The organism is Streptomyces sp. NBC_00690, assembly GCF_036226685.1.
Lineage (GTDB): Bacteria > Actinomycetota > Actinomycetes > Streptomycetales > Streptomycetaceae > Streptomyces.
Genome location: NZ_CP109009.1, coordinates 4,179,524 through 4,194,766 on the forward strand (window position 1 = coordinate 4,179,524; position 15,243 = coordinate 4,194,766).

16 protein-coding genes and 1 pseudogene are annotated in these 15,243 nt (G+C 67.5%); 12 read left to right on the forward strand and 5 right to left on the reverse strand.

Going from position 1 to position 15,243, the window contains the following annotated elements; all coding sequences use genetic code 11:
• Positions 1–15 precede the first annotated feature (15 nt).
• Positions 16–282, reverse strand: a complete 267-nt coding sequence (locus OID54_RS18370; RefSeq protein ID WP_329020988.1) for a hypothetical protein — start codon at positions 280–282, stop codon at positions 16–18.
• A gap of 176 nt (positions 283–458) precedes the next feature.
• Here OID54_RS18370 and OID54_RS18375 point away from each other — a divergent pair, with 176 nt between their 5' ends.
• The 11 genes and pseudogenes from OID54_RS18375 to OID54_RS18420 all read left to right on the forward strand — a co-directional run bounded on the left by OID54_RS18375 (position 459) and on the right by OID54_RS18420 (position 9,453).
• Positions 459–1,232, forward strand: coding sequence for an aminotransferase class IV family protein (locus OID54_RS18375; RefSeq protein WP_329020990.1), 774 nt, complete (start codon positions 459–461; stop codon positions 1,230–1,232).
• Positions 1,233–1,297: 65 nt separating this feature from the next.
• Complete coding sequence (locus OID54_RS18380; protein WP_329020992.1) at positions 1,298–2,290, forward strand: SUMF1/EgtB/PvdO family nonheme iron enzyme; 993 nt, start codon at positions 1,298–1,300, stop codon at positions 2,288–2,290.
• Positions 2,291–2,834: 544 nt separating this feature from the next.
• Complete coding sequence (locus OID54_RS18385; RefSeq protein WP_329020995.1) at positions 2,835–3,785, forward strand: DUF6192 family protein; 951 nt, start codon at positions 2,835–2,837, stop codon at positions 3,783–3,785.
• Complete coding sequence (locus OID54_RS18390; protein ID WP_129767446.1) at positions 3,785–4,228, forward strand: hypothetical protein; 444 nt, start codon at positions 3,785–3,787, stop codon at positions 4,226–4,228. Before OID54_RS18385 ends, OID54_RS18390 begins: the two co-directional genes overlap by 1 nt.
• Before the next feature lie 335 nt (positions 4,229–4,563).
• On the forward strand, positions 4,564–4,944 hold the full coding sequence (locus OID54_RS39230; protein ID WP_443055782.1) for a DUF6192 family protein: 381 nt from the start codon (positions 4,564–4,566) through the stop codon (positions 4,942–4,944).
• On the forward strand, positions 4,925–5,392 hold the full coding sequence (locus tag OID54_RS18395; protein WP_329020997.1) for a hypothetical protein: 468 nt from the start codon (positions 4,925–4,927) through the stop codon (positions 5,390–5,392). Before OID54_RS39230 ends, OID54_RS18395 begins: the two co-directional genes overlap by 20 nt.
• A 434-nt stretch (positions 5,393–5,826) precedes the next feature.
• Positions 5,827–6,123: a hypothetical protein gene (locus OID54_RS18400; protein ID WP_329020999.1), complete on the forward strand. Its 297-nt coding sequence runs from the start codon at positions 5,827–5,829 to the stop codon at positions 6,121–6,123.
• 666 nt (positions 6,124–6,789) lie between these two features.
• Positions 6,790–7,005 carry a type II toxin-antitoxin system VapB family antitoxin gene (locus tag OID54_RS18405; RefSeq protein WP_329021001.1) on the forward strand — a complete coding sequence of 72 codons (216 nt, stop codon included), beginning with the start codon at positions 6,790–6,792 and terminating at the stop codon, positions 7,003–7,005.
• A complete protein-coding gene (locus OID54_RS18410; protein WP_329021003.1) occupies positions 7,002–7,424 on the forward strand; it encodes a PIN domain nuclease in 423 nt (140 codons plus the stop codon). The genes OID54_RS18405 and OID54_RS18410 overlap by 4 nt, the downstream gene beginning before the upstream one ends.
• A 217-nt stretch (positions 7,425–7,641) precedes the next feature.
• Positions 7,642–7,878: pseudogene (locus OID54_RS18415) on the forward strand (carboxymuconolactone decarboxylase family protein); the annotation flags it as partial.
• A 141-nt stretch (positions 7,879–8,019) separates the two neighbouring features.
• Positions 8,020–9,453, forward strand: a complete 1,434-nt coding sequence (locus tag OID54_RS18420; protein ID WP_329021004.1) for a DUF2252 domain-containing protein — start codon at positions 8,020–8,022, stop codon at positions 9,451–9,453.
• A gap of 55 nt (positions 9,454–9,508) precedes the next feature.
• Here OID54_RS18420 and OID54_RS18425 read toward each other — a convergent pair whose 3' ends face one another.
• From OID54_RS18425 to OID54_RS18435, 3 genes are read right to left on the reverse strand one after another with little or no spacing between them, the layout of a single operon-like run.
• Positions 9,509–10,486: an NAD(P)-dependent alcohol dehydrogenase gene (locus OID54_RS18425; RefSeq protein WP_329021006.1), complete on the reverse strand. Its 978-nt coding sequence runs from the start codon at positions 10,484–10,486 to the stop codon at positions 9,509–9,511.
• Entirely contained in the window at positions 10,483–10,713 is a 231-nt protein-coding gene (locus tag OID54_RS18430) for a helix-turn-helix transcriptional regulator (protein WP_443055620.1), read from the reverse strand. The genes OID54_RS18425 and OID54_RS18430 overlap by 4 nt, the downstream gene beginning before the upstream one ends.
• Entirely contained in the window at positions 10,710–11,138 is a 429-nt protein-coding gene (locus OID54_RS18435) for a hypothetical protein (RefSeq protein WP_329021008.1), read from the reverse strand. Before OID54_RS18435 ends, OID54_RS18430 begins: the two co-directional genes overlap by 4 nt.
• Positions 11,139–11,402: 264 nt before the next feature.
• On the opposite strand from OID54_RS18435, the gene OID54_RS18440 reads away from it, so the two are divergent.
• A complete protein-coding gene (locus OID54_RS18440) occupies positions 11,403–13,250 on the forward strand; it encodes an alkyl/aryl-sulfatase (protein ID WP_329021010.1) in 1,848 nt (615 codons plus the stop codon).
• Between the two features lie 125 nt (positions 13,251–13,375).
• Here OID54_RS18440 and OID54_RS18445 read toward each other — a convergent pair whose 3' ends face one another.
• Entirely contained in the window at positions 13,376–14,920 is a 1,545-nt protein-coding gene (locus tag OID54_RS18445) for a TerD family protein (RefSeq protein ID WP_329021013.1), read from the reverse strand.
• Between the last annotated feature and the right edge of the window lie 323 nt (positions 14,921–15,243).

Sequence of the window (15,243 nt, forward strand, 5' to 3'; positions counted from 1 at the left end):
TGAACGGCAGCCGGGTCACGAGATGCGGAACACCGTCCAGGATCCGTCCTCTCCCGTGCCCGTGGCCAAGACTTCAGGGACCGACAGACCCCAGTGAGCGGCGCGCTGCACCGTCTCCACCTCCCGCTTACGGCGGCCCTCGGGATCAATTCCTATGTAGACCTTGAGCAGGAAACGTTCGTCGACTGCCCGCCGCGTACTGGCGAACGGCTTCGTGATCGCCTGGCCGAACGGGCCGTGCTTGAACTCGATCTCTCGCATCGTCTCGTCATCGCTGGGCACAAGTCACCTCCTGTCGCCGGGGTCTCGCCGTTCTCCCTTGCACCACCAGAGTGCTGGCAACCACCGTTCCGCCGGAACGTCCTCCCACCGCCCCGGGACCGAACTTTCACCGAACTTAGGCGCCCTCCCAGAAGGTTCACGGCTGAGAGGCCCGAGCTGGGTGGCACGCTGGCCGCATGGCAGAACTCAATGGAGAACCGGTCGAGCCGGATCAGCTCCAGAACCTGGCCCTGACCAACTACGGCCACTTCACGTCCATGCGGGTCGACGACGGCCGCGTACGCGGCCTGTCTCTGCACATGGACCGGCTTCGGCGCGACTGCCGAACGCTCTTCGGCACCGACCTCGACCCGCAGCGCGTCCGCGAGCTGACCCGCCGTGCCGCTCCCGCCGCCGGATCCATCACGGTCCGCGTCACTGTCTTCGACCCGAGGCTCGACCTCGGGCACCCCAGCGCGGCCAACGATCCACACGTGCTGGTGACTTCCCGGCCGGCGGGCACCCTCCCGCTTCCGCCGCTCAGGGTGCGGTCCACGACATATGTACGCGACGTACCGAGCGTGAAGAGCGTCGGGCTCTTCGCTAGCCTCCATCACCGCCGCCAGGCCCAGCTGAGCGGGTTCGACGACGCCCTCTTCGCTGACCAGGATCAGATCGTCTCGGAGGGAGGCACCTGGAACATCGGGTTCTTCGACGGCAGCCAGGTGATCTGGCCGGACGCCGACTGCCTCGTCGGCGTGACCATGGAGCTTCTGAAGAGTGCCCACGCCCATGACACGCGGACAATCCGGCTGAGCGACCTGCCGAGCATGCGGGCCGCCTTCGCCACCAACGCAGCCATCGGTGTCCGCGCGATCCGCGCCATCGACGGAACCGAACTGCCCGAGTCCCACGCAATCATCGACGCGCTGCGGAAGGAGTACATGGAGATCGAAGACGACTTGTTGTAACGCTCCGAAGCCGGACTCCTACTGACTAGGCTGACCAGGAACAGCCTGCAACAAGGAGTCCTGGAGTGGCCACAGTTGAACGGTGGTCCGGACTGGAAGTCCGGGCCTTACGCGAGGCATCGCGGATGAGCACCGAGGAGTTCGCCGCGCGACTCGGTGTCAGCGACCGCATGGTGTCGAAATGGGAAGCGCGCAAGGACACGATCCGACTCAGGCAGGTGAACCAGGCAGCCCTGGACACACTCCTCGCCCAGTCCGCCCCTGACATCCACGAACGGTTCGCCAGTCTCGCCCGCCCCCTGGGCACCGTCCTACCCGCCCAGCAACCGCCGCCTCCCGGGCCGCAACTCCAGCAGCGCCAGGTCCGCCATCCCCGCGACGGCAAGATGATGAGCCTCGTCGAGGCCGGCACCTTCCTGTGCGGCAAGGAGAACAAGCCGGTCTGGCTCCCGTCCTTCTACATCGACGTCTTCCCGGTCACCAATAACGACTACGCACGCTTCATGGCCGCCACCGGACACCAGCCGCCCCAACACTGGCACCGCGGCAAATGCCCCGAGGCCGTCCTCGACCACCCCGTCGTCTTCGTCACCTGGCACGACGCCGCGGCGTACGCGGAGTGGGCCGACAAGGAGCTGCCGACCGCACAGCTGTGGGAGAAGGCCGCCCGAGGTGCCCATGGCGACACCTATCCCTGGGGCAACCAGTCCACGCCGGCCAAGTGCAACTCGCGGGAGAGCCGCATCGGCTCCACCACCCCCGTGAGCCGCTACCACAGCGGTGTCTCCCCATACGGGGTCTACGACTTGTGCGGCAACACCTGGGAGTGGTGTTCCACCCGCTCCGAGCCCGGCCGCTACGAACTGAAGGCCGGCGCCTGGACCAGCCCCTTCCCCCGCGTCATCCCCGCCGTCTTCAACGACGCATCCGCGGAGATGCTCGACGACGACACGGGGTTCCGCTGCGCCACCCCCGCGACCGCCATCGACGCACTGCTCGGAGAGCAAGACGAGGCAGATCTGGCCTACGGATCACGGCCAGGGATGGGTAGGCGGTAAACGAAGTGGCGAAGAGCCGGCGGGGGCGGCGCCCGGACAAACTGCGGCAGCAGCGCGAAGCCCACAGTCTGACGCTCGAAGGCGCGGGCGAGTAGCTGTGCGAGATGGCCCGGGCCGCAGGGCTCACGGTGCTGGCCGCCAAATTCCAGACGCTGTGGCAGCACGAGCAGGGTGAGGTCTATCCCGGACCGTACTACCGTCGCGCGTACCGCCTGTTGTACCGCCGACAGACCGGCAGTTTACACAGCACGGCCCGGCTGCAGCACATGCACACCCGGGTCTCAGCTGCCTCACGCATAGGCGCACGGTCATCCCTCACGCCCTCTGGCACTCCCCAGCGCTTGCGTGGTCAGACGGTCGCCCGAGAGCGAACGTGAGTGCCTCTATGCGCAGCTAGTTCGCACTCCCTCCGCCTGCCCGTGAAACGTCACGATGCTTTTGGAACAGCGGCCGGACACACCACCCGGCAGTGCTGCGACCGCGAGACATGCGGCCCTCCTGCGCTTCCCGGCGGCCGATCCGGATGAGACAGCTGGAGGCTGCCATGGTCGATGTCATCCCTCCGTCGGTGTTCAAGGAAGACGAGTGGCAGGCGTACGTAGAGAAGGGGCGCCGGCTCGTGAAGCAGATCGGCGATGCGAAGTTCGAGCTGGGCGACACGCTCGTCGAAATGCTCGACTCCTCGGAGCGCCAAGGCGACGTGGAGAGGATTGTCGAGGTCTATGCCGAGCAGATCGGCGCAAGGCCGAGCACGCTTCTGAACTACCGTTATGTCTCCCGGGCGTGGCCGCCAAGCATGCGGCGGTCCGACGTTTCCTGGTCTGTGCACGCGCGGCTGGCCGCGGAACCCGACCGGTTTCACATGATCCGCGAGGAACCACCGGACCCCACCGACCCCGACGAGACCGTGCCGTGGACCCAAGACGAGGCGCTGCGTGCCCGGCAGCTCATGCCCGTCCACCCCAAGACTCCCGACGAACGGATCGACAAGGCCAAGCACATCCTGCGCGACACCGACGAGGCCGCGGCGGCCATCGCCCAGCTGGCAGAGCGGACTGAGGTGATCGAAGCGGTCGTCGAAAACCCTCGCTTCCGTCATGCCGTACGAGAGGCAAATCGCCAGCGTGGCAAGAAGCTTGAGGAACGCGCCGGTGAGGCCCGCGCGCTGGCAGGACTGTCCGAACCGCCCTCCCAGGCAACGTCGCAGGAAGGGCCCCTGGCCCGACAGGCGCCTGCCGTCGACTACCGGGATACGCCCTCAGCTGTGCTGAAGATCCTCGGCCTGGCCACCAGCTTCTGCGTCTCCATGCAGAACGCTGTCGTCCTGCTGCAGACCGAAAACTGCGACGAAACCGCCATCGAAGCCGTGACCGACAGCATGCGGAAGGTCCGCGCGATCTGCGACTGGTGCGACCACGTCGCGACCACCGGGAAGACTGACATGGACGCCGCCCTGGCCGAGATGCTGCGCGATGAGGCGGGAGGGGAAGGCTGATGACAACGCGCCGCAGGTCACCGCATGACCTTGGGGAGGAACTGTGGGAGGCCATTGGTGACTTCGGTGGCGACGGCATGCCGCGCGAGGTCGCGCTGGAAAAGATGACCGAGGGGCAGTTCGAGATCGCCAAAGCCTGGGACAAGGACAACAAGTGCATCGTGGAGCAGGAGTGTCTGCTGTACCTCTTCACCCTCTACATGCGCACCCGCGACCCCCAGCTCGCCCTGCTCGCCATCAGCCGCGAAATCGCCCAACTTCACCGGCGAGCCGTACGACTGCACCGCAGCGCCATCGCGCCCCTCACTCCGGCTGACCAGCAGAGCCCTCAGATCATCGTGGCCAGCCAGGCGGTGAACGGCATCGTCCGGGCGACGCAGCGGATGCGCGACGCCGGCTTCTCGGTGGACCTCGCACTCCGCGGCGAGGGCCCCGCCGAATAGGGACAGGAGGCGGTTGCGCCGTGCCGGAGCCAGGAAACAACATCCCTCTCTTCTGGAGCCAGGAGGGACGCACGGCCGAAATCGTGAAGTGCCACTTCGGCCACTTGGCGGCTCGGAAAACCTTCGAATCGGTCGGCGGCTGCCCCTACTGCAACCACACCCCAGGAGAACGCGTCGCCGCGCTTCGGACCGCTCACAGGGCACCCCAAGTAGACCCGCCTGCACGGGCCGGGACGACCGATGAGCATCACCCCGAACTCGTAAGGGCCGGGAGGGAGATGGTACGAAGTGCCAGTGAGGTCCAATTCAAGTTGGGCGATCTCATCCTTGAGGCAATGCCACCGCACGAGAAGCAAGACCAGGGATTCCAGCCGCTGGAAAAATTCGCTGAGGCTCTCGGGATATCACCGGCTGCTCTCGCGAGGTATCGCAGAGTTGCAGCTGCCTGGCCCCGGAACAAACGCGATTCGCATACCTCGTGGTCGGTGCACGCCATCCTCGCCGGCCATCCGGACCGGTTCGACCTCATCAAGCACCCGCCTCCAGGACGGGAAGCGACCTGGACCTGCGAGGCGGCAAAAAAACGCCGTGAAACGAAGCAACGCCTGAGCAGGCGGAGTGTGGCGTCCCCAGGGTTGGCGGGCTGGCTTCGGCAGCCGGCCTGCCGTCGCCGCCCGAGGCTCCTAGGCTCTCGGCATGACGATGACACCAGCTGAGCTGGCAGCTCAGGAACCGACGCTGGAGCTCCTCAACAATGAGGCGGCCTCGCGTCTGGCACGCCAGTCAGACTCGCTGGCGAAGATCGACACCAAGGCGGTGTTCCTGATCGGGTTCGCGGCTACCGCTGCCCAGTTCCTGGCGACGCACAAGCACCACGACCTCCTCGCCTATTGTGCCTTCGCCGCGTACGCGGTCTCTCTGCTGGCAGGGGTGCAGACCTTCTGGGTAGCTGAGTACAAGGACCTGGAGCCGCGTCCCCTGGTCGTCAACTACGCGCGCTTGACCAAGGAACTGGCTCTGATCCGGCTGGCCTCGTCTCGGGCGTCACTCTTCGAGGAAAACCAGCGGCGCCACCAGAAAAGGGCCAGGTGCTGGACGGCGAGTCTCTGGTCGCTGATCGTCGGCCTTGGCCTGTCGACTGTCGCCCTGCTGCTGCCCACTTGAGCCCATGAGCAACGGACAGAACCAGGGGGACTGGCCAGCCCACTCCTCCACCGGCCTCTCCTGCCCCGGCCCCAGCGCCTCAGCCGGACATCGTCGACATCTACACCGACCCGGCGATCATCGGGACTGACAACAGGCACGAAACCACCCCTGCGGAAACCGGGGTGGTGCGTCCGCAGGACAACATCGAGACTCGCTGAGAGGGATCTCCGAAGCCAAGGGGCCCGATCCTCCTACCGGAGGGCCATGCCGCGCGCGTGTCTGGCACTGTGGCCCCGCTGCGTGAGACCCCGGCACCCAGCCGGAACACGTAAGCCGTCGAGGCGCACCAATGCCGAAGCACCGGGACCCAGATCACTCCGACCGCGCCCCCGATACTCCATCGATGATCCGCGGCGGCGGGACCGAAGGCGGCATTCCCCACCGTCGCCAGCATGCGGATACTGGCCGCCATGACTTCGTCTCCGCAGGAAGAGATCAAGAACGCTGCACAAGCCATCTCAGACATGCATATCGCCACGGTTCCCGGCGAGCATGCCCGTGTCGCCGGCCATGCTGCGGCCAACCTCTGCTCGGGCGCCGGACATCGGCTTTTGTACGCGTCGACGGAGCTGCAGCAGCTGATCACAGAGGCCATCGAGATCGGTTACGCGACGGCGCTGCAAGACGTACGCGACGGCGACTTCGACGGAGCGATCCGGGAATGGCGACCCGGCCTGTCCGAGGAGTAAACCGCAGCATGGAGGCCAGAACGAGAACCCTCCGTGGTTGCAGTTCTGGTTGCATTCACCGGCGTACAGCACCGTTCAGAACCCCCGCCCGGACCGGCCGCACCGCAGGTCAGAACGCTCCCGCACACCCCTGGACCCCCGTACGAACAGTTGGAAAGCGTGTTGGGGGCAACCCCTCACGAGTTCGAATCTCGTATCCTCCGCCAGTGCCTCACCGGGCACTAACGTTGAAGGCCCCCATCGCAAGATGGGGGCCTTCAACGTTTCTCCGTCACGTCCCGTCTGGTGAGAAGCGTCGCCCCAGTCCCGCGCCTGCGCTCCACTCCAGGCATCCTCCTTCTACGGGGCGGATCAGCCTGTCGGCATTGCAGCAGCAGCCGGACCTCGCGCCACGCTCGAATCGCCTCGGCAGGCTCCACCATCAGCTTCCGGACCTGCGGGAGCAGAAGCCTCGCAAGCCCTACGGCCGCGACGACACCCACCAAGATGGTGATCCAGCCCATTTCGACACCTCCTGCCCCGCGCCCTTTCACCGACCATGCTCGCCACTTCAAAGATCGAAGTCAGCGTCCATGTAGACGCTTTCTGTGATCTCGGGCAAGGCTGCACGACAGGCCAGTGCAAGATATACTCGATACACGAGTTGATATCTTCGGAGGTGCATGGATGAGTCGCACAGTGATCGACCTGGACGACGAGCTGCTGGCCGACGTGGCGCAGGCGCTGGGGACCAGCACCAAGAAGGAGACGGTCAACACCGCCCTGCGCGAGGTGTTGGAGAACCGGCGCCGGGCTCTCGCTCTGGCCAGGCTGCGCGCAGCGGCGGTCGACGGGGGCTTCGACCTGGACGTCTTTGACGACAAGGGAAACTACCGACGGTGAGCGCAGCTCAGTTTCTGATCGACACCAGCGCACTCGCCCGATTCCTTCGCGGGGACGCCGAACAGTACGGCTGGGACCAGGCAGCCGCAGCCGGGCTCATCGCGACCTGTCCGATCACCGAGCTGGAGTTCTTCTACAGCGCACGATCGGCCGAGGATCGCGCCCGGGGCATCGAGGACATGCGGATGATCTTCGGCTGGGTCCCCGTCGACGATCGCGCCTACAATCGCGCCTGGCAGGTTCAGGAACTGCTGACCGGGCGCGGGCAGCACCGCAGCGCAGGCGCGGTGGACCTCGTCGTAGCAGCTACGGCGGAGTTGCAGGGGCTGACCCTCCTGCACCGTGATCGCGATTTCGACTGCATCGCCGCTGTCACCGGTCAGGCTCTGCAATGGTTCGGTCCCGAGGCGGGCAAGTAAACCGCCTCCTACCTGAACTCAGTTCTGGTCGCATCCAACGGTGTTCAGCACGGTCCGCAGATACCTCAGCACCCCGATCCGCCAGAGTTCGGGACATGTATGCATGCGCCTGAGCAGTATTGGGGACATGGGAAGGCGTGTTCCGGGCCAGGTGCACCCTCCAAGGGTCGTCATCCTGGAGGTAGGGCCGAGAGCAAGGTCGTCAGCGCTGCCGTGTAGGCATGGTCCTCACTTCTTCTCTGCCAAGGAGCAGGCCGCGCTGGCCCCTCACCCAGGCCGTGACTTCGTTGGGGCAGGGAGGGGTGCCTGATGCCGTCTACGGCCGGGCGGCCACGCACTGTGCCGAGGAGGAGTTGGCGCGGCTGCTGACGCTGATCTTCACCATCAACACCTGGAACCGTGTCGCCCTGAGCACGGCAAGATGCCAGGCACCGATCAGCGGGGCGCCCACTGATATCGGAGGGCATCGCACGAGGTCAGCCAGGCTCCCCGGCCCGGCGTCGAGGTGCGGAGCGGGGCCGGCGACGGATAATGGGTGGGGCGGCCGGACTGGCAGTGTTCCCACCGGTTCGCGCTCGGACCGGAGGAGCGCTCCATGGCCAAGGGCAGTGGGAATTCCGTCGCGGACGTGTTGCGTCCGTCCATGCGGTTGTCGCCCCGCGAACGGGCGGATCTGGGCAGGGCGGCCCGGCAGAAGGTGCCGAGGTCGAGCCATGCCGGGTTCGACCCTGGTGCCGGACGCACGGACCCACTAGATGTGATCGAGGAGCAGTCGGCTTCCCGGGTGGGGGAGTTGATCCCCATTCGCTATGGGCGGATGGCCGAGTCGCCGTTCCGCTTCTATCGGGGCGCAGCCGCGATCATGGCCCAGGACCTGGCCGACACGCCCCGTTCCGGTCTCCTCGCCCAGCTGTGCGGGGATGCGCACCTGATGAACTTCAGACTGTTGGGGTCGCCCGAGCGACGATTGGTCTTCGACATCAATGACTTCGACGAGACCCTGCCGGGCCCGTGGGAGTGGGACGTCAAGCGGTTGGCCACAAGTCTGGTGATCGCCGGTCGGGAGAACGGCTACTCCGCGAAGGTCCGGTCGGACGTGGTGCGGGCAGCGGTGCGTTCGTACCGGGAGCGGATGCGGTTCCTCGCCGGCATGGGCAACCTCGACGTCTGGTACGCGCACGGTGACATGGAGCAGCTCCAGTCGCTGGCGGATCAGCGGCTCGATGCGCGGGGCCGGGAGCGTCTGCGCAAGGTCATGGCGAAGGCGCGGACCCGCGACAGCCTCCAGGCGTTCGAGAAGCTCACCCGGCTCCAGGGCATCGAGCGCCGGTTCACCCCGGATCCGCCGTTGATCGTGCCCATCGACGATCTGTTGCAGGGGGCGAGGCGCGATGACCTCAGCGGCGAACTGCATGCGTTGGTGGACCGCTACGCCCGGAGCCTGTCCACCGAGCGCCGACATCTGTTGCGCCAGTACCACCTGGTCGACATCGCCCGGAAGGTGGTCGGTGTGGGCAGTGTGGGGACGCGTTGTTGGATCCTGCTGCTCCTGGGCAAGGACGCCGAGGACCCGTTGATCCTTCAGGCGAAGGAGGCGGATCGTTCGGTGTTGGCCGCGCACGTGGGCGAGAGCGCGTACGAGAACCAGGGGCAGCGGGTCGTCGCGGGGCAGCGGCTTATGCAGGCGGTGGGTGATGTGTTCCTGGGGTGGGACCGGGTCAAGGGCATGGACGGGAAGCAACGGGATTTCTACATCAGGCAGTTGCATGACTGGAAGGGGATCGTCACGCCGCAGGTGATGGTGCCGCGCGGTATGCGGTTGTTCGGCGAGCTCTGCGGGCAGACGTTGGCGCGCGCCCACGCCAGATCCGGTGACCGGATCGCCATCGCCGGCTATCTCGGCGGCGGGGACGTCTTCGACCGTGCGGTGGCCGAGTTCGCGGAGGTGTACGCGGACCAGAACGAGCGGGACCATGCGGCCCTGGTGGAGGCGATCCGCGTGGGCAGGGTGACGGCCGCGGCGACCTGAGGTGCGGATGAGCGCGGTCAGGGGCCGCGGCGACCTGAGGTGCGGACGGCCGCGGTCAGGAGGCCGGGGCGATGAGCACCTTGCCGCGGGCGTGACCGTCCCTGAGGTGGGCGATGGCCTCGGGCACCTGGTGCAGCGGGAAGGTGCGGTCGATGACGGGGACGAGATCGCCCGCGGCCACCGAGTCGGCCAGGATCTGTAGGTCTGACGAGCGCTCCACGGAGAACAGACCGCGCAGCGAGTGGCGTACGAAGGGGGAGACGAGCAGGGCGCGCAGGACCCGGTCCGTACCGCCGAGCAGGCGTCCTTCGGTTTCGCTGCCCACGATGACGAGGGTGCCGCGCGGGGTGAGGGCTCGGCGGAGCACGGACAGGGGGCGGCCGCCCGCGGTGTCGATGATCAGGTCGTAGCGCTCGGATCGTTCGGCGAAGTCCTCGCGGGTGTAGTCGATGACCTCGGACGCGCCGAGCGAGCGGACCAGGTCCATCTTCGCGGTGCTGCACACTCCGGTGACGGTGGCGCCCATCGTTTTCGCCAGTTGTACGGCGAAGGTCCCGACTCCCCCTGCCGCTCCGATGATCAGGACCTGTTGGCCCGGTCGTACGCGTCCGCTGTCACGCAGCGCCTGGAGTGCCGTGACGCCGGAGATGGGGAGGGCTGCGGCCTGGTCGAGCGGGAGGTTCGGCGGTTTGCTGACGAACCTGTCCTGCGGTGCGCTGACGTATTCTGCGAACGCGCCTTCGCAGAAGCCGAACACCTCGTCCCCCGCTCGGTGGCGGGTGACTCCGGCGCCGACGGCCTCCACATGTCCGGCGACTTCCCGGCCGCGGACGCGGACGGCGGGGCGACGCACTCCGAAGCCCATCAGCCGCAGCAGTTGGGGTCGGCCCGTCATCAGGTGCCAGACGCCCGCGTCGAGGGCGGCGGCGCGGACCCGGATGAGGACTTCGCCCGGTTTAGGGGTGGGCCGTTCGACGTCTTGGAGTTTCAGCACGTCGGAGGGTCCGTACTCGTCCTGTAGCACTGCTTTCACGAGGATTCCTCTGCGTCGTCCGGATACTGGAAGACCTGGTCGAGCGGGACGGCGAACACCCGGGCGATCTGGAAGGCCATCTCCAGCGAGGGCGAGTAGCGGCCCTTCTCGATGGCGATGACCGTCTGGCGGGTGACCCCGATGCGGTCGGCCAGTTCGGCCTGGGTCATCTCGTCCCGTGCGAAGCGCAGGGAGCGGATGGAATTGGTGATTCGGGTCGGTTTCACCACGGGTGGAAGCCCCGTCGGTAGGCGACGATCCGGGCGGTGGAACCCAGCGCGGCGGAGAGGACGAATGCCAGGTAGATGGTGTTGGCGATCCAGAAGTGGTCCAGTTCGGCAAGGGCCATCGCGAGGACGGCGACCGCGCCGAGGATGACGAAGGACTGTCCGACGTGGTCGACGAACCGGCTGATCTCCCGGTCGCGTTGGTCCACCCTGGCGGTGCCGCGCCGGGAGGTGATTCCGAGGGCGATGTCGAGCGCGATGGCCACGCCGATCGCCGCACCCACGACCCACAGCAGCGGTGCCGCGTACGACACCTCGGTCAGGGGTTCGCTGCCCGCCCGTGGGAGGACGATGGCCAGATAGACGGCGTAGCCGACGATCGCGATCCCTCCCATGATCCAAGCGCGTTTCTCCTCGTGGGCCACGCCTCCCCCTCCATGTAAAGCAAACCTGACATTGGAAAGGTACGACTCTCTTTACATCAAGTCAAGGATTCTTTACAACAGCGGCAACGGAACCCATGAACGCGCAGGTGATCCGTCCAGAATGCGGGCCTCGACGCTTGGTGCTGAGATGGGCAGACGGCGACCGGGCCGGTCCCGGACGAGCCGGATGCCGAAGCCCACGGGTCGTGGACGCGCAAGAACCGGCGCCGACCGGAGCATCGACCACCGCGGAACGGAGCAGCCATGTCGGACCCGACGGCCCTCGCCTTCGACGACACCACCGACTTCGACAACGCCGACCGCGGGTTCATCGCCGCCCTCAGCCCCGCCGTGGTCAAGGACGCGCAAGGAGAGGTCGTCTACGACAACGACGCCTACGCCTTCCTCGCCGGTCAGTGCCCCGACACCGCACACCCGAGCCTGTGGCGGCAGGCTCAACTCTGCGCCCGACAGGGCCTCTACGAGGTCACCACGGGCATCTACCAGGTGCGCGGGCTCGACCTCTCCAACATGACCCTGGTCGAGGGGGAGCGGGGAGTCATCGTCATCGACCCGCTGATCTCCGCGGAGACCGCCTCCGCGGCGCTCGCGCTCTACCGGGCGCACCGCGGCGATCGCCCGGTCACCGGTCTCATCTACACCCACTCGCACGGCGACCACTTCGGCGGTGGCCGCGGAGTCCTGCCCCACGGCACCGAGGCGGGCGTCCCCATCCTCGCCCCTGCCGGCTTCCTGGAGCACGCCGTCAGCGAGAACGTCTACGCCGGCAACGCCATGACCCGCCGTGCCGTCTTCATGTACGGCGACCGGCTGCCCAAGGCACCCGACGGGCAGATCGGCGCCGGCCTCGGCATGACGACCTCCACCGGGACCATCACCCTGATCCCGCCGACCGTGGACATCACGGAGACCGGGCAGGAGGAGACCGTGGACGGCGTCCGGATCGTCTTCCAGCTGACACCGGGCACCGAAGCGCCGGCCGAGATGAACTTCCTGTTCCCGGAGTTGCGCGCGCTGTGCCTGGCTGAGAACGCCACCCACAACATGCACAACATCCTGACCCTGCGCGGTGCCGTCGTCCGTGACGCCCGCATCTGGGCCCGCTACCTGGACGAGACCGTCAACTACTTCGACGGCCGCTACGACGTCGCCTTCGCCTCCCACCACTGGCCCACCTGGGGACACGACGAGGTCGTCACCTTCCTGCACGCACAGCGCGACCTCTACGCCTATCTGCACGACCAGACGCTACGGCTGCTCAACGACGGACTCACCGGCCCGGAGATCGCCGAAGTCCTCCAACTGCCGCCCGCACTGGAACGCGCCTGGCACGCACGCGGCTACTACGGATCGCTCTCCCACAATGTGAAGGCCATCTACCAGCGCTACCTGGGGTGGTTCGACGGCAACGTCGCCCATCTCTGGGAGCACCCGCCCGTGGAACTCGCCAGGCGGTACGTCGATGTGGCCGGTGGGCCCGAGCAGGCGTTGACCAAGGCACGCGCGTACGTCGACGAAGGCGATCTGCGGTTCGCGGCCACCCTCCTCAACCACATCGTCTTCGCCACACCAGGGAACGACCGGGACACCGCGACCGCAGCCGCGGCCCGGGAGGCGCTGGCCGATGTCTACGACCGACTCGGACGGGGTGCGGAGAACGGCCCCTGGCGCAACTTCTACCTCGCCTCCGCAGCGGAACTGCGCCACGGGGTGGCGCCCGCGCACATCGACACCGGTGGGGCCGAGATGATCGCCGCCCTGACCACCACGATGCTGCTGGACTCGATCGCCATCCGCATCGACGGGCCCGCCGCCTGGGACGACGACCTGACCATCGACCTCGTCCTGACCGACGAGCAGAGCCGGCACCGGCTCACCCTGCACCACGGCGCCCTGACCCATCGTCAGCTCCGGGGGAAGCCCAAGCGGGATGCAGGACTCACACTGCGGCTGAGCCGGGCCCAACTGTTCGGCATCCTGTCCGGCAAGGGGCTCGACGGGGTGTGGACGGAAGGGGACAAGACGCTCCTTGAACACCTGCTGTCCCGGGTCACCACTCCCGATCCGTCGTTCCCCATCGTCACTCCCTGAAGCCCCGGCTTGCTCCTCGACCCCGAAGCCCCGGCTTGCTCCTCGACCCCATGGCTCGCTTCCCAGGCTCAGCGGGCTCGCTTGCGGAATTCCCGGGACGCGCTTGCGGGATTGCCTCGGGGCTCCTAGAAGTCCTTGAACTCCACGGGCCCCGCGTCCATCGTGATCGTCCCGTCGCGATGGAGCACCGGCCTGCGCTCGGTCCCCTCGGAGCTGTACTTCTCGATGTGCCGCACGGCCGCCCCCGCGGGAGCGGTGAAGTCCACCAGCGCTATCGCCACCCAGTACGAGGTCTCGCTCTCCTCGTACAGCGGGACGGTGACCATCGAGCCACGGCCGTCGTCGATCACGACATGGGCGCCGAAGCTGCGGAAGGAGCCGGCGCCGTTGCTCAGCGCGGAGTAGGCGCACAGGAGTACGTACCCCTGCTCGTCGGGGCGCACCATCCGGATCACTTCACGGCCCGGGGTCTGGGAGTCCCCGTCCAACCGGATGTACGGCTCGCCCTGCACCGACCCGAGGTTCTTGTAATAGACGGCGTTGCGTTCGTCCTGGCCGCCCAGCGTGCTCAGGGTGCGCTTCTTGCGGCGCAGCCACCTTCCGCGGCCCGGCTCCTCGTCGGACACCTCGTCGGGTTCTTGGCCGGAGTCCGGGGCGATGTCTGCGGGACGGTAGGGGTTGCCCTTGGGGGTGTGGCCCACGCCCACCTTGGTGCCGGCCTGCACGGCGCCCAACAGGGCCGTTTCGGCCGGGACGAAGAGGGCGTAGAAGTCGAGGTCAGCGCCGCGCGTCCGTCGGTCCTCGCTACCGCCGTCCCATACGAGCGTGGCGACGATCTCCACCTCGCGATCGTTCTTGTCGAGGCTGACGACGGCCTGGGCGCCCTTGTCGAGGCTGAGTCGGCCGAGTGTTGTGGTGGCGGGTGCCGACGGGCTCTCGGCGCGTGGTGCGGGGGTCGGGTCCGGGGTCATGGGCGAGGGGGCGGCTGGAGGAGGAACGGCTAGGGCGGGGGTCAGTGTCGGCGCTTGATCAGCGGGCCCGCCCGGCTGGGGTACGGCAGGCCCGTCTGACCGCGGCACGGAGGGCTGGTCCGGCTGCGGTGGCGCGGGCTGGTCCGGCTGCGATAGCGCGGGCTCGTCGGCGACCTGGATGCCGAAGTCGCCGGCCACACCCGCCAGACCCGAGCGATACCCCTGTCCGATGGCGCGCACCTTCCAGTCCGGGCCCCTGCGGTAGAGCTCCAGCAGTACGGCGGCCCGTTCCCCCTCCGTCATCGGGGGCACCGGGAACACCACGGGCTCCGCGCCGGTCTGCACCGCCCGTACGGTCAACTCCGTCACGCCTGCGAGAGTGCGGCTCTCGTCGTCCGGATCGCAACTGCCCACCAGGACCACGCGTACCACCGAATCGGGCAGGGCCGCGGGCTCCACCGTGATCCGCTCGGGTGCATCCCCGTCGGCAGTTTCGTGCCGAACCGCCCCGTCACCCGCGGTCGGTTGGTTGAAGAACACCATGTCCGCGTCGGATGCGACCTTGCCGTCCTCATGGAGCAGCAGGGCGGTGAGGTCCACCGGATCCCCGGTCCGATGCAGTTCGACCGTGATCGGCACCCCCGCGATCGGGGCGTTCGCACCCTTGCTGAGCTCTCCCATCACCAACACCCCAGACATATCATTCGGCCACCTTGGCACGTTTCCGCCCCAGGGTGAATGTGTCGGCCATGAGTACCGGTCGTGATGTCCGCGCAGGCCACGGCGGCGACCAGGTGCGGGTCCGGGGCCTCAGCCCGTCGGACGGTAGGTCGAACACCGGCGCGGCTCGGTTCACCCACAGCCCGTGGTCCGGGTTCGCCCACGCCCCAGGTCCGGGGAACGCCCGGTGATTCCGTTCCCCGTACAACCGTTCGGCCTCGCGGCGAGTCCTGTCTGTACTCCCGCCGCTCGTCGGCCGGTTCGCAGAGCCGGACGGGATGCCCCACACCAGCGCGGGTGGC

Bases quoted from the DNA above. Each gene is read 5' to 3' on its own strand.
- OID54_RS18375 (WP_329020990.1), top strand. From the start codon at position 459: ATGGCAGAACTCAATGGAGAACCGGTCGAGCCGGATCAGCTCCAGAAC.
- OID54_RS18385 (WP_329020995.1), top strand. From the start codon at position 2,835: ATGGTCGATGTCATCCCTCCGTCGGTGTTCAAGGAAGACGAGTGGCAG.
- OID54_RS18390 (WP_129767446.1), top strand. From the start codon at position 3,785: ATGACAACGCGCCGCAGGTCACCGCATGACCTTGGGGAGGAACTGTGG.
- OID54_RS39230 (WP_443055782.1), top strand. From the start codon at position 4,564: ATGCCACCGCACGAGAAGCAAGACCAGGGATTCCAGCCGCTGGAAAAA.
- OID54_RS18395 (WP_329020997.1), top strand. From the start codon at position 4,925: ATGACGATGACACCAGCTGAGCTGGCAGCTCAGGAACCGACGCTGGAG.
- OID54_RS18400 (WP_329020999.1), top strand. From the start codon at position 5,827: ATGCGGATACTGGCCGCCATGACTTCGTCTCCGCAGGAAGAGATCAAG.
- OID54_RS18405 (WP_329021001.1), top strand. From the start codon at position 6,790: ATGAGTCGCACAGTGATCGACCTGGACGACGAGCTGCTGGCCGACGTG.
- OID54_RS18420 (WP_329021004.1), top strand. From the start codon at position 8,020: ATGGCCAAGGGCAGTGGGAATTCCGTCGCGGACGTGTTGCGTCCGTCC.
- OID54_RS18440 (WP_329021010.1), top strand. From the start codon at position 11,403: ATGTCGGACCCGACGGCCCTCGCCTTCGACGACACCACCGACTTCGAC.
- OID54_RS18445 (WP_329021013.1), bottom strand. From the start codon at position 14,920: ATGTCTGGGGTGTTGGTGATGGGAGAGCTCAGCAAGGGTGCGAACGCC.